Source organism: Christiangramia sabulilitoris (assembly GCF_007050985.1).
Taxonomy (GTDB): Bacteria; Bacteroidota; Bacteroidia; order Flavobacteriales; family Flavobacteriaceae; genus Christiangramia; species Christiangramia sabulilitoris.
In genome coordinates, this window is the sequence record NZ_VHSF01000001.1 from 887,098 (window position 1) to 901,712 (window position 14,615).

The 14,615-nt window shown below is 39.3% G+C and carries 12 protein-coding genes; 2 read left to right on the forward strand and 10 right to left on the reverse strand.

Translation table 11 applies throughout. The features are described 5' to 3' along the window. Positions 1 to 4: 4 nt before the first annotated feature. The 3 genes from FGM01_RS04110 to FGM01_RS04120 form a co-directional block, all read right to left on the reverse strand. Positions 5 to 547, reverse strand: a complete 543-nt coding sequence (locus FGM01_RS04110) for a thioredoxin family protein (protein ID WP_143409859.1) — start codon at positions 545 to 547, stop codon at positions 5 to 7. A gap of 97 nt (positions 548 to 644) precedes the next feature. After that, the gene (locus tag FGM01_RS04115) at positions 645 to 2,222 is read right to left on the reverse strand and encodes a peptide MFS transporter (protein ID WP_143409860.1); all 1,578 of its coding nucleotides are present in this window, start codon (positions 2,220 to 2,222) and stop codon (positions 645 to 647) included. Positions 2,223 to 2,237: 15 nt separating this feature from the next. Then, complete coding sequence (locus FGM01_RS04120; RefSeq protein WP_143409861.1) at positions 2,238 to 4,454, reverse strand: S9 family peptidase; 2,217 nt, start codon at positions 4,452 to 4,454, stop codon at positions 2,238 to 2,240. Positions 4,455 to 4,638: 184 nt separating this feature from the next. Between FGM01_RS04120 and FGM01_RS04125 the strand changes: the two genes are divergently transcribed. Then, positions 4,639 to 5,955, forward strand: coding sequence for a hydroxymethylglutaryl-CoA reductase, degradative (locus tag FGM01_RS04125; protein WP_143409862.1), 1,317 nt, complete (start codon positions 4,639 to 4,641; stop codon positions 5,953 to 5,955). After that, on the forward strand, positions 5,955 to 6,875 hold the full coding sequence (locus FGM01_RS04130; protein ID WP_143409863.1) for a GYDIA family GHMP kinase: 921 nt from the start codon (positions 5,955 to 5,957) through the stop codon (positions 6,873 to 6,875). Before FGM01_RS04125 ends, FGM01_RS04130 begins: the two co-directional genes overlap by 1 nt. Before the next feature lie 51 nt (positions 6,876 to 6,926). Here FGM01_RS04130 and FGM01_RS04135 read toward each other — a convergent pair whose 3' ends face one another. The 7 genes from FGM01_RS04135 to FGM01_RS04165 all read right to left on the reverse strand — a co-directional run bounded on the left by FGM01_RS04135 (position 6,927) and on the right by FGM01_RS04165 (position 14,556). Continuing rightward, positions 6,927 to 9,047, reverse strand: a complete 2,121-nt coding sequence (locus FGM01_RS04135) for a peptidylprolyl isomerase (RefSeq protein WP_143409864.1) — start codon at positions 9,045 to 9,047, stop codon at positions 6,927 to 6,929. A gap of 94 nt (positions 9,048 to 9,141) precedes the next feature. Next, a complete protein-coding gene (locus FGM01_RS04140; protein WP_143409865.1) occupies positions 9,142 to 10,428 on the reverse strand; it encodes a hemolysin family protein in 1,287 nt (428 codons plus the stop codon). 5 nt (positions 10,429 to 10,433) lie between these two features. Beyond that, positions 10,434 to 10,625, reverse strand: a complete 192-nt coding sequence (locus FGM01_RS04145) for a hypothetical protein (RefSeq protein WP_143409866.1) — start codon at positions 10,623 to 10,625, stop codon at positions 10,434 to 10,436. Next, positions 10,618 to 11,187: an LPS export ABC transporter periplasmic protein LptC gene (gene lptC, locus FGM01_RS04150; RefSeq protein WP_143409867.1), complete on the reverse strand. Its 570-nt coding sequence runs from the start codon at positions 11,185 to 11,187 to the stop codon at positions 10,618 to 10,620. The genes FGM01_RS04145 and lptC overlap by 8 nt, the downstream gene beginning before the upstream one ends. 1 nt (position 11,188) lies before the next feature. Then, on the reverse strand, positions 11,189 to 12,562 hold the full coding sequence (locus FGM01_RS04155) for a hypothetical protein (protein ID WP_143409868.1): 1,374 nt from the start codon (positions 12,560 to 12,562) through the stop codon (positions 11,189 to 11,191). A 21-nt stretch (positions 12,563 to 12,583) separates the two neighbouring features. Next, positions 12,584 to 13,828: a BamG family beta-barrel-assembly machinery protein gene (bamG, locus tag FGM01_RS04160; protein WP_143409869.1), complete on the reverse strand. Its 1,245-nt coding sequence runs from the start codon at positions 13,826 to 13,828 to the stop codon at positions 12,584 to 12,586. Beyond that, the gene (locus FGM01_RS04165; protein WP_143409870.1) at positions 13,825 to 14,556 is read right to left on the reverse strand and encodes a type III pantothenate kinase; all 732 of its coding nucleotides are present in this window, start codon (positions 14,554 to 14,556) and stop codon (positions 13,825 to 13,827) included. Before FGM01_RS04165 ends, bamG begins: the two co-directional genes overlap by 4 nt. Positions 14,557 to 14,615 lie beyond the last annotated feature (59 nt).

A 14,615-nucleotide genomic window follows, 5' to 3' on the forward strand; every position in this document is an offset into this window, starting at 1 on the left:
GGATTTAACTCGAAAAAGTGCCCTCGAACTGTTCCTGATATTGTTGCCACTCCTCATCTGTTTTTACTTTCTTGTAATCATTGGTAGCAAAGATCTTCAAAAAAATCTCCAGTTTCTGCGGTGTTAAATAACCCCTTACCGGTGTAAGGAATCCAGCCTTTTCATCGAAGAAGATCATGGTAGGATATGCCGATACGCCCATAGCAAGGGCAAATTCATGCACTGAATTTCTACCTTTCTTGTTCGGGTCGAATCCCGGGTTCTTAAAAACCTTGTCTTTAAATTTTATTACCTCGTTTCCTTCGGCATTGAATTTTACCGCGTAATAGTGCTTATTTATATATTCCACCACATCCTTATTGGTAAAGGTATTCTTATCTAAAAGCTTACAAGGACCACACCAGGTAGTGTAGGCATCTACAAAGATCTTTTTCGGATTCTTCTTTTGTGCCATCAATGCATCGTTCATACTCATCCACTTAATTTCCTGCCCGTAGATAGCTGAAACAGAGAATATTAAAAAAGTGAAAAGAAATAATTTTTTCATAGACTAAATTTAGCGAAAACCGTTTAAAACAAAAAACGTTCCTAAAATATTAGGAACGTTTTAAGTATAAATTTAATTGAATAATATATAGTTCAATTTAAGTAATACCGTGCATCTTCTTAACCAGCATCCTGCTTAATATCAGCATTATAAATGCAGCACCAATTGGAACAAGGGTGAATATTAAGAAGAAAGTGGTCATGGAGTAGTTCTGGGTAATGGTATCTATATAACTACCCGTAACACCTGCAAGTAAGTTGGCTACAAAATTCGCCATAAACCAAACTCCAAACATTAAACCTACAAGACGTGTAGGTGAAAGTTTACTTATGTAAGATAATCCAACCGGGCTCACGCATAATTCTCCCAGGGTATGGAATAAATAGGCAAAAACCAGCCATATCATACTTACAGAGGCTGTTTTCGCTCCCTGAGGAATTCCATAAGCTCCGTATGCCAATGCTCCAAAACCTATTCCTAGTAAAGCCAGGCCAATTGCAAATTTCACAGGACCTGAGGGATTAAATTTACTCTGCCATATTTTAGAAAATATAGGAGCGAACAGAATAATGAATAATGAATTTAAAACCGAGAACCAGGAAGCCGGAACTTCTGTAGCATCTGCTAAAAACTCACGATATAGCATCCAGATCACTATACCCCAGATCAACACAAAACTTAGACCAAGAAAAATATTGGATTTTGCATAAGCACTGAAGATATTTTTGAACAGCATAATCAATACCCAGGTGATTACTAACATAGGAACCACGGTTATGATGGTATTTATGATTTTGAAGGTCATCGCTTCATTCCCCACCAATACCCTATCTGTATAATCTGCAGCAAAAATGGTCATAGAACCACCAGCCTGCTCAAAGGCCCACCAGAAGAAAATCGTAAAAAAGGCAAAAAACCCAATTACAACCAGTCTGTCTTTTTGAACTTCTGGAGTTACCTCCTCTTCCTTATTCTCTATTTTCTCATCACCAGTAGCTATACCGTGTTTAAAAGCTTCAGCTTCTTTCGGGTTCAATCCAATTTCTCCAAAAAGTTTTTGTCCAAAGTAAAATTGAAGCATTCCAAGAAACATAAAGATCCCGGCTAATCCGAATCCATAATGCCAACCTACTTTTTCTCCTATATATCCACAAAGAAGAATTCCTAAGAATGCCCCGGCGTTGATCCCCATGTAGAAAATGGTATAACCAGCATCCTTTTCTTTCCCGTTGGTCTTATAAAGCTGTCCTACAATCGATGAAATATTCGGTTTAAATAAGCCATTCCCAAGGATCAATAATAGTAATCCCATATAGAAGAATATATTGGTAAAGCCTTCTAAAGCCATGGAAGCATGACCCAGGGTCATTAATAAAGCTCCCCAAACCACGGCATTTCTATAACCTAACACTTTATCGGCTATAAGGCCTCCAAAAATAGGGGTGATATAAACCAATCCGGTGTACCATCCATATAAAACCAATGCATCTTCCCGGGGCCATCCCCAACCGCCTTCGTCCATTAAGGAAGCGGTTAAAAATAGTACTAATAATGCACGCATTCCATAATAGGAAAAACGCTCCCACATCTCAGTAAAGAACAATACAAAAAGTCCTGAGGGATGCCCCAGAACCGTTCTTTGATTATATTCAGATCCTCCGAATTTTAATTCCATTTTTATCTATTTTAATTAAAGTTTTTCAAGTATAAAGTCGGTCATCATATTATACAGGTGCAATCTGGTATTGCCTCCATAAATTCCATGATTTTTATCTGGATAGATCGCCCAGTCAAACTGCTTGTTCGCCTGTATAAGCTCCTCTACCATTCTCATTGTATTTTGAACATGCACATTATCATCACCGCCCCCATGAATAATAAGGTAATCACCTTTAAGTTTTTCCACATGATTTAAGGGTGAATTCTCATCATATCCCGAAGCATTCTCCTGCGGCGTTCTCATATATCTTTCGGTATATACAGTGTCATAGAATCTCCAGCTCGTTACCGGAGCCACCGCGATTGCCATAGAGAAAACATCATTACCTTTTAAAATAGCATTAGAAGACATAAAACCACCGTAGCTCCAACCCCAGATCCCAATTCGATCTGCATCGATATAGCTTCTTTCGCCTAATAGCCTGGCTGCCGCAATCTGGTCTTCAACTTCATATTTACCAAGTTCCTTATAGGTTACCTTCTTAAAATCTGCTCCTTTAAAACCTGTCCCCCGGCCATCTACACAAACAACGATATATCCTTTATCTGCAAGAAGCTGATACCAATAATCATTCGTGCTGAAATAGGAATTTGACACAGATTGTGAACCAGGTCCCGAATACTGAAACATCAGCATAGGATATTCTTTGGATTCATCAAAATCTGAAGGTTTGATGGTCCACATATTAAGATCATTCCCGTTGATATTTATCGTAGAAAGCTCTTTTGGTGAAAACTCATAAGCGCTTACCTTTTCAATAAGTTCATTATTATTAAGGATCTCACGAACAAGTTTACCATACTTGGACCTGTGCAGGGTATAGACATGAGGTGTATCTACATTGGTAAAAGAGTTAATGAAATAGGTGAAATCTGCACTAAAGGAAGGAGAATTCATCCCGGTGCCCGTGGTAAGCCTTTTTTTATCTTTCCCATTTGGCTTAATGGAATAGACATCACGGTTCACACTTCCATTTTCTGTGCTCTGGTAGTAAATCCTATCAGATTTTGAATCGTAGCCGTAGTAATTGGTTACCTCCCATTTACCAGAAGTTACCTGGTTCTTTAGTTTCCCATTCTCAGCATAGTGATAGATGTGGTTATAACCATCCTTTTCGCTGGTCCAGATAAAACTGTTATCCTTTAAAAAGGTAAGGTTATCGGTAATATCTATATAAGCCTTATCAGTTTCATTGAGGATCACTTCAGCAACATTATCTTCAGCATTCACAAAGATAAGATCAAGGTTATTCTGAGGCCTGTTCATTCTCTGCACGCTTAGCAGCATTGGATCTTTAGTCCATTTGATCCTGGGAATATAAAAATCACCTATAGCCTCCGGGTCCATTTCTCCAGCATTGTCTGCGGAATCATATTTTGCACCAAGGTCTATTTCTTCTGAAGATTGCTGCTCCAGATCATAGATATGCAAACTTACTTTAGAGTTCGCTTCCCCTGCTTTTGGGTATTTAAAAACTTCCTGTGTTGGGTACAGACCTTTGCCGTAAAGATCCATGGAAAATTCGGGCACCTCGGTCTCATCGAATCTTAAGAAAGCGATTTTTTCACCTGTAGGATTCCAGGCAAATGCTTTTACGAAAGAAAACTCTTCTTCATAAACCCAGTCTGTAACTCCATTAATTATCTTATTTGTTTCACCATCTTTCGTCACCTGGGTTCTTTCACCGTTCTTAAGGTTCAAAAAATAGATATTATTGTTATACACATAGGCAACCTTGCTGGCATCTGGTGAGAAAGAAGCCTCCTGGATTTTATCATCACTTACTTTTTTAAGTTCTTTCGACCTTAAATCATAAACATAAAAAATCTCCCGTGACGACCTTCTGTAGATAGGCTCTACTTCTGTAGATAGCAAGATCTTAGTTTCATCTTCACTGAATTTGAAATCAGAAAATGCATTGATACCCTTCAGCTCTGAGCTGCTAAGTAAGGTCCTGGTCTTTTTTCCGGTTTTGTAACTAAATACTTCAATGCTGCTAGTACCGGCCTGGCGATCGCGGTTAAGCACCACGTATTCTTCACCATTATTTAAAGATTGCAGTGATTGTAAGCGATTTTCCTGAAAAGTACCGGTCCATATTTCTTCGAGACTTACTTCTTTTTTCTGTGCACTTAAGACAGATGTTGCGGCCAGGATAAAGGCAAGCAGGATATTGGGGAACTTCATATAAATTACGTAAAATTTAATGCAGGCCAAGTTTACTAAAATTTAGTGAAAAAATGAGCATGCGAGGTTGATAAATAATAAGAATATGTTAAGAATTGTCAGGCTATAAATGCTTCATCCCGACTAATTTCTGAGCTTATAAAACTTTAGCTTTGTATCTTTGAGCACCTGAAATACCTAAATAATGACAAAGCCCATACACGGATTTTCAAAACTTGACAAATCCGAAAAAATAAACTGGCTGGCCAAAAATTACCTGAATAACGATGATTCAGCAATTTCAGTCTTAAAACAGTATTGGAATACCAATGATGAACTGCAAAAACTGCACGATGAATTCATAGAAAATACCGTTAGTAATTTTTACTTACCACTTGGCCTGGCCCCGAATTTCCGGATAAATGGCAAATATTATGTTTTGCCAATGGCCATTGAAGAAAGCTCTGTAGTTGCCGCTGCCAGCAAAGCAGCTAAATTCTGGGATGAAAGAGGTGGCTTTAAAGCCAGCGTACTTAATACCAAAAAGATAGGACAGGTTCACTTTCTTTTTCAGGGAGAGTTTTCCAGGCTCGACAAACTAATTACAAAAATTAAGCCGAAACTCCGGGAAGCTGTTAAGCCTATTACCCGCAATATGGAGAAAAGAGGTGGCGGTATTCTCGATATTAACCTGATCGATAAGACAAGTGAACTGGACAACTACTACCAGTTATTCGTAAATTTTGACACCCGTGATTCTATGGGCGCAAATTTCATTAATTCCTGTCTGGAAAAATTTGCAGAAGTGTTGCAGGAGGAAGCTCAGCAAAATCCCGAATTTACCGCAAAAGAGAAAGAGCTTAACGTTATTATGAGCATCCTGTCTAACTATGTGCCAGAATGTATTGTAAGAGCCGAGGTCTCCTGCCCCGTGGAAGATCTTTCAGAAAATGAAGATATGACCGGTCAGGAATTTGCTGAAAAATTCATTCAGGCCGTCAAAATAGCTGAGATCGAGCCCTACCGTGCAGTAACTCACAATAAAGGTGTAATGAACGGTATCGACGCGGTAGTCCTGGCAACTGGCAATGATTTTAGAGCGGTAGAGGCAGGTGTACATGCCTATGCATCGAGAAATGGCAGGTATACAAGTCTCACCCATGCAGAAATCGAAAATGGCATCTTTAAGTTCTGGATGGAAATTCCTCTGGCACTGGGAACTGTGGGTGGACTAACCAGCCTGCATCCTCTGGTGAAGCTGGCTTTGGATATTTTACAACGCCCTTCAGCAAATGATTTAATGAAAATAACTGCTGTGGCAGGCCTCGCACAAAATTTTGCGGCATTAAGATCTTTAACTACTACCGGGATTCAGCAGGGGCATATGAAAATGCACCTTATGAACATCCTTAATCAAAATCAAGCCACAGACCAAGAGAAAGAAGAGCTGGTGGAATTTTTCACCCATCATACCATTACCCATAGCAGTGTTATCGAACAGTTGGAAAATTTACGATCATAATGCAGGAATTCAGAAGTAACGGAAAACTCTTGATCACCGGTGAATATGCTGTTCTAAACGGAGCTAAATCACTTGCCCTTCCCACAAAATTTGGCCAAAGCATGCAAATTACTAACGGGGAAAAAGGGTTTATAGCCTGGACAAGCTTAGATGAGAACGGCCAAATTTGGTTCGAGAGTGAATTCAGGATAGAAAATAATTTTCAGCCAATTGGAAGCTCAAAAAAGCCGGAGGACCAAGAGACGGAAAAACGACTACAACAGCTGTTTAATTCCGTGATGGAGTTAAATCCTAAGGCCTTTTTAGGAAAGGGATATAAGATTACTACTAAGCTTGATTTTAATCGTAAATGGGGGCTTGGAACCTCCTCTACGCTGGTGAACAACCTGGCACAATGGCTGGAAATAGATCCGTACAAATTGCTTAAAGAGAGTTTTGGCGGGAGTGGTTATGATATAGCTGCTGCAGGCAGTGATTATCCCATAAGTTACCAGATCACCAGTAATGGCCCCGCAGCTTATACTACAGATTTTGATCCACCATTCAAAGATGACATCTTCTTCGTTTACCTAAACCGAAAACAAAACAGCCGGGAAGCTATTGCGCATTACAGAAATCAGCCTAAAGTTAATATTGCCGGCCTGATTGAAAAAATTTCGGGGATCACAGAGCAGATCATTACTGCTGAACACCTGGAAGAATTCCGAATGCTCATGAAAGCTCACGAGACTCTTATTTCTAAAGCAATTAATTTACCCAGGATCAAAACGGAGCTATTTCCGGATTATCCAGGACTAATAAAAAGCCTCGGTGGCTGGGGCGGCGATTTTATCCTGGCTACTGGCAGAAAAGCAGAAAAGCAATACTTTAAAAAGAAAGGCTACACTATCCTCTTCGAATATTCTGACCTAATCAAATAAAAAAAACCTCACCGTTTGGTGAGGTTTTTTTATATCCTTAAGATCCTGATCCTAGTAGAATCTTGATCTGTTATCTTCGATCTCAGCCTTTTTCTTTAAAGCTTCAAATACTCTGGATCCTGCCTGTGCTCTACGAGCTGCACTTTCCTGCTGAGCAAAGCCTTTGTAAGAATCCATAGCCGGAGCTTCGAATTTACTTACTAATTCAGCTATATAAACTCCTTTTTCACCTGCAACAGGCTCTGTTAATTTACCAGGCTCCAATGAGAAAACAGCTCCAACTACTTCCGGCTCTTCACCAGCACCAGCCAAGGTAGGACTACTAAGGTTTACCGCATCTGCCGTTTGAACACTTACACCCTGGTTCCCTGCGATTTCCTGCAAGGTATTCCCTTTGATCCTGTTCTTAATGATCTCAGCTTTCTTCTTTTTCTTAAGGATAGGCGTAACAACAGATGAAGCTTCCTCCACACTCATTAATCCCTTATCCTTTTTAGAAGTTAACTGAGCAACAATATATCCTGTGGTAGTTTCGAATCTTCTAACATCCCCAACTTCTGCATCCTCTTCGAAAGCCCATTGCACCACTCTTCTCTGAGCACCTGCACCAGGAATATTCTCTTCCAAAGCCTTTACGTCTTTTACAGTTTTAACCTCGTAGTTCTCTTTTTTAGCTACTTCTGTAAAGTCACCTTCAGAAGCATTAATCTCGAACTTGGTCACTTCGTTGAAAAGATCGTTCATGGTCTTTTCTGAAGCCTCGATCTCCCTGGCGATAGTAGCAACCTTAACTGCTCTGGCCGCATCAGTTTGATCATCTATGGAGATAACATGGTATCCAAGTGGAGTTTCCACAACCCCGATATCGCCTGTTGAGTTATCAAAAACATAATTTTCAAAAGCTGGTATCATCATACCCGGAGTAAAGTATCCAAGATCTCCACCCTGTTCTTTATTAGAAGTATCTGCAGAAAACTCTGAAGCGAGCTCTGCAAACTTATCTGCATTGTTTCTGGCGACACTTGCAATACTATCTGCAAGCTGCTTTGCTTCTTCTTTATCTCTTCCAGAACCTGCACCCAGCTGAGTACCCTCAAATGAGATAAGAATATGACTAGCCTTAACAGAATCTGGAATTGTTTTAGTTTCCACAACCTTACTTAATTTCCAGTATCCATTTTCTTCGTAAGGACCAAAAGTTTCGCCTTCATTCAGGTTAAAGATCGCCTCTGCATTTTCACCTGTAAAGTCATTTCTAAACTTGAATCTGTTCTCATATGGCAGATCTGAATTGTTACTGATAAAATCAGAATAATCCTCAGTATTGTCAAATCCAGGTAAAGTATCATTCGCACCAATCGCAGCGTTATATTCCACACGCTCTGCTCTTAAAGCGGTAATTGCTTCTTTAGCTTCAGACTTATCCTCTGAAGAAGCATTCTCTTCAAAAATCACATATTGAAGACTTCTTGCAGCTTCAGTTTTGAAACGTGCCGGATGACTTTCAATATAAGATTTGATCTCTGCCTTGGTCACCTCAACTTCAGAATCTGGAATTGAAGAATAAGGGATTTGAACATACTTCATGTTGATATTATCGTTCTGAAGTCTGTAAGCCTGCTCACCTTCTAAAAGGGTGGCTCCAACCCCTGCACTTACCATGTTGTAATAAGTATTTAACCTTGCAGTATTGGCAAGATTAGAAGTAAACTGCTGCCACTGCTCGTAAGCCTGTGGTGAAGTCTCCTTTAGGTTAGCAACATATTCTCTTAATCGATTTTCATCGAACATTCCGGCTTCATTAGTGAAATTTGGATTCCCCGCCATTTGAGAACGCACAAGACTGGTTATCTGTCCTTCTCCGGCTCTTATCCCCAACTCTTCTACCTGCTCTTCCAGGATTACTTCACGTAATTTCTGGTCCCAAATACGGTTCACTGCCTGGGTAGTACTAATATTTCTACCCATATTTCTTTCAAATGCCTCCACTTCACGAGCGAATTCCTCTCTGCTGATTTCCTCACCGTTAACGGTGGCGATCACATTTTGAGAATTTTGAGAGCTTAAGCCTCCATTTCTGATCACATCGGCTAAAACGAAAGAAAATAAAGCCAGTGCAATGATGATAATTAAGAAAACAGACCTTTGTCTGATTTTGTTTAATACTGCCATTTGAATGTATTATTTGTCAAAATATAGGGGGCGAAAATAAGGTTTTTACCCTAATAATAAAATTAAAAATTAGCAAATTCTTAACTTTAAAACTTTAAGCCTCAGGATCGATTTTTAGTTCTACCAATTCGATTTTGGTATTGGAAGTTTCAATGATTTTTATTTCAAAACCATCAATTTTTATAACCTCTCCCGCCTGCGGAATTTCTTCGGTATGATTTACTACAAAACCACTGAGAGTTTCATAGTTTTCACCCTCGGGAATATCTATTCTATAGGTCTCATTGAGATAATCTACCTCTAATCTCGCTGAGAAACGGAAATGTCCTTCATCAATTTTCTCCTCTATAAGAACTGCAGAATCGTGTTCATCTTCAATCTCACCAAAAAGTTCTTCTACAATATCCTCTACGGTCATCATTCCACTGGTACCACCATACTCGTCTATCACTACCGCAATACTTTTACGCTTTTTGATGAGAATATTGAGAACATCCTTGATCCACATGGTTTCCGGAACGAAAATTACCGGAAGAAGAATTGATTTTATTGATTTTGGCCTTTTGAACAACTCAAAAGAATGCACATAGCCAATGATATCGTCTATAGTTTCATTGTAAACAAGCAGTTTTGACAAGCCGGTTTCTGTAAAAGTATCGATAAGGTCGTTTGGATGCTGATTCTGATCTACCGCAATAATCTCTGTTCTTGGAATCATTACCTCCCTCGCTTTAATGTCTGAAAAGGAAAGTGCATTCTGAAAGATCTGTATCTCACTATCCACATCTTCATGCTCTTCCACGGTTTCCATTTGTTCGCTGATGAAATTGCCTAATTCCACCTTACTGAAGGCAAGCTGAACTTCATCACCGTCGGTTTTGAAGAATCGCTTCAGGATGATATCTGAGATCCAGATCACAAATGAAGAAACAAAACTAAAGATCAGGTAAAAAATATACGCCGGCACCGCAAAGAATTTCAGCATGGTATTGGCGTAGATCTGAAATATGACCTTCGGAAGAAATTCTGCCGTAAGCAGTATGATAAGCGTGGAAATAATAGTTTGAGTTAACAGGCTAAGATCATTGATCACATAGTTAACAAAGCCACTATCAGATTCTATTCCGCCGAGCCAGGCCATGAGCAGGTCTCCCATAAAAAAACCATACACCACCAGGGCTATATTGTTCCCCACGAGCATCGTGGCAATAAATTTGGATGGTTTTTTGGTAAGCCGTTTTAAGACGGTAGCCAGAAAGTCGTTCTGCCTTTTTTCAATTTCAATAAATATTTTATTGGAAGAAACATAGGCGATCTCCATCCCTGAGAAAAATGCAGAAAGCAAAAGAGAACAAACAATAATAAGTATATCAACCTCCATTCAGGTTATTTGTTACGATCTTCGTATTTACGCCGAAAACGCCTTTTAAAGAAGAACATAAAGATAGCTATGGCTACAAAGAAAAGGAATAAATAGGCCCGGTTCCTTTCTGTACTCCATATTCTTACAGCTTCGAAAAGAAAGAAAGCCGCAAAGAACAAATAGGCGTATTCAAAATATCTAAAAAATTTATTCATTATCCTCTTCTTCTATGATTTGTATCCCCTTGTTGGTTCTTGATCGAAAATTACTGAAATCCTGATTAGAATCAAAACCCAGGTCTTCGGTATAGGAACCATCAGGAAATCTAATGGTATTTGGTTTATCTGTAAAGATCCAGCTGCGATCCTGATCCCAGAATATCTGGCTGGCTTCAAGCCTGGTACTATCTGCAGTAAGGATCACTACATTTCCCTGCAGATCTATAAGCTGGGTCTTTTCATACACGATCCCATAATCCGCATTTACCGTATTCTTTTGATTCTGTTCGTCAAAAAACTCGACTTCAACGCCCTGTGGAAATTCACGGTAAGGAAATGATTTATTGGTAAAGTCCAGCATTTTAGGACTTTTAAGAGTGGCCACCAATCTGCCTGAATCTGTAAATTTCAGGTTAATACCTTCAGCAATAGCCTGAGGAGCATCTTCTTCAAGACTAAAAGCCCTTACCTCCCTCAGGTTACCCTCGCATGAAAAAAGCATTGTCACGCCAAGAAGCGTGACAATGCCATTAATAATATTACTATATGTAAATTTCATCTTAAAGGTTCGGGATACGAACGGTCTCTCCGATCCAGCATCCTATAGAAATAGCGTCACCAGCGTTTTTACTAGACTGGAATACGTCAGATTTCTGTGGCGCTCTACCCTTATAGGCAGCAGCAGCCTGATTTGCATTACCAGAGATCGAAGGATCTACTCTCGCAGCTCTGGAAGCATAGTCTGCAGCTAACCAGTATACTGCTCTTTTGCTGAATGCATCTTCTCCACAATTGTTCGCACTCTGAGCATACATGCTGGCGATTTGAAGATATGCACTACCTAGTGATGGTTTAGCCTGAAGCGCTTTATTGTAAAAAGTTCTCGCCTGGCCAAAACTACCTTTTTCCTTGTAGTTATTAGCAATTCTATAATAGATCTTCGCTTTATCAGATTTGTTGGTCTCCAATTCAGCAGCTTCATTATAATATTCCAGCGCTTTATTTCTGTTTCCTTCAGATTCAGCTAACTGTCCTAAAGAATAAGCAGACTTTGCAGAAGGCTGTAATTTGTGTAAAGCTTCAGATACCTGGATAAACAGAGGATCTTCAGTACAATCTTTAGCAGAAAGTCTTGCATTAACATTTTTCAACCAGTTTACATCTGCTTGTTTGCTGTCAAAATCTTTTTTATAAAGCGGTACCAGGTTATCACAATCTGCTCTGGCTCCAAGCTTGGCGTTGATCGCTTCTTTAACTTTACTATAGTTAGCAAGGTTGATCTCCGCATACTGTATCTGCTTTTGCTCCTTTGAAGTAAGGCTTGCACCCTCTTCCTGCTTCTTTAAAAGAGGCGCAAGGTTCTCTGCAGCTTCGTTCTCTTCTTCTTCGATCTTAGCGAAAACACGGTCATAGTTTTCAAAAACATCCTGAAGAGACTTTTCTCCTTCATCCTGCATCTCAACCATCAGGTCAAAATATGCATAAAGACCTTTCGGGCTCTTAAAGTTATCTTTATCCTCAGTATAAGCCTTATCGAAAGCCATGTACTGGTCTTCCTTATCTCCAATTTTGTTGTCGAACTTTAATAAAGCTATATCTGAATAGATCTTCCCCTTGGAAGTTTTAGTTGGATAAAGCTCCAGCCTGGTTTCCCAAACTGATATTAGCTCCTCCACTAATTCTTTCTTATCGCCCTGTTCAGCTTTATCAATCTTATGCTCTAAAGCTCTTTCAAGGTATTGATAGGTTGCAAGGCTATATTTTGGGCACTCCTCTTTTACTTTCATTAAAGCAGGATAAGCCGCGTCGTAATTTTTCGCTTTTGCATCATCATAAGCCAAAGCCGCCATAGTAGCGCAATCACCAGATTGTGCACTTACAGACCCTAAACCAGACAAAGCAATTGTCATTAGTGCTAGAAATCTCTTTTTCATTTCGTTGTTTTATTGTAGTGGTTAATTAAATTTTCTCTTCGTGAACCATTTATCGTTTAAAGAAAGTCCAACTGACAGTCTTAAAAAGTTCTCCTGAATTAATCCTGAATCCTTGGTACCTCTTTGTCCAAGCTCGATTCCCAAATTAATGTTGGAGAAATTTGATCCTACTGGCAAACCTAATCCAAAAGATATGCCAAACTCATCAATAGACTCGTCATTCACCATTAGCCCTGTCTCATCATACCTGAACCCAGCCCTGTAAACTACTCGTTCTAAATAGTTTGAAAACGAATTATACTGGGGAATATAAAATCCTCCAATAGAAAACTGCGAGGCATCATCATATTGCCCATTATCACCTCTAAATCTAAAACTATCCTCGTATGACGAAGATCCAATGCTGGCATATTCGGCTCCAACAAACCATTTATTTTGTTCTCCCAAACCAGCACCAATGCTGATTTTAGAAGGAAATTCAAACTGCGAATCCAACAGGTCAAGTTCTCGAAAATCTATTGTACGTCCGGTCCCACTGCTAAAATCCACCGTAGAGATCTCTCTGAAATTTTCAGAATCAAGATCCATTGCCGGCGCATAAGTAGAAGCCAGGTGCAACTTAAGACTCTCATTAAGCATTTTCTGATAGTTAACTCCAAAGTTAAAGGTAAATCCTCTAATATCAGACCTGTTAACATCAGTTGTACCATATTGCAGCTCTGCCCTGTTTATACTTTGCGAATTCTGGAAATTTCCAAAGTTATAATTCGCATCAACTCCAAGGCTCAAATCATTAGTCACTGCCCATCCTACAGAAAGGAAGACCTTGTTCATTCCACCCCTACCGGTTAACAAACTCGCTGAACCTTCTTCAGAATCCAGAATCCTGTAACCTACAGAAGTATAAGGAAGAACACCCAGTCCCACACCTACCTTTTTACTCACCGGAAAGGCAAGAGAAAGATAATCCAGGGAACTGATCTTGGCATTATCACTGGCACTTTCACTCTCCAGCTTAATCCTGTCGTGACTGGCTCCAACGGCGTAATTAGTTAGACGCAGTCTACCGTATCCTGCAGGATTCTGCATATTAATATGTATACTATCTGCAAAGATACTTAATCCTCCCATAGATCTGTTCTCTACGGTACCCTTAAAGTTCGTTAAACCAATGCCGTAATATGAATAAGGCGAAGAAACGTTTTCCTGTGCTTCAGCGATGAATGCTGAAAAAAAAGCTACGATTACTATAAATCGTTTTATCATTGAGTCCTGTTAAATTCTAGAATGAAATTGAGTCCTTCTAACAAAAAATTTGAGTTGGCAAATATGCTATTTTTTAATGGTATAGACAAAACTTGGCTATCACCACCCGTAAAAATTACTGTTAAATCTTCAAATTGAGAGCTATAGGCTTCTATAGTCCCCTGCAATTCCATTTTTATACCGTTGATAATTCCGGATAGAATACTGGTTTCAGTAGTATTACCAATCAATTGGGCTTCCGGCTTCGCATCTACTAACGGCAATTTTGACGTAAACTTGTGCAGACTCTTAAATCTCATATTTAAACCCGGTGAGATCGCACCTCCCAGATATTCTTCTTTTGCGGTTTTTATATCGTATGTAATACAGGTTCCGGCATCAATGATCAAAACATTTTTGGCCGGATAGGCATTTACGGCAGCAGCGACCAGCGCGATCCTGTCCTTACCTAAAGTTTCGGGAGAAGCATATTTATTTTTAAAAGGAACCGGGCTTAAATGATCTAATAACATCACCGGAAATACTTTTATTATCGTTGAGATCATCTCTTTTTCACCGGAAGAGACACTTGAAACTATCGAATTATCGATTCCGGGATATTTTCTTTGAATTTTTTCAAGCTTCTCTGAAAATTTTTCTTTTTCGAAATTTTGCTTTTCCAGCAATCTATTGTTTTGAAAAACAGCGGTCTTCACAGAGGTATTTCCAACATCAATAACTAAATTCATCCAGATTTTCTTAGGAAAGCAAAAATACAAAAGCATTTTTTTAAAATTTCCTTTGTGAG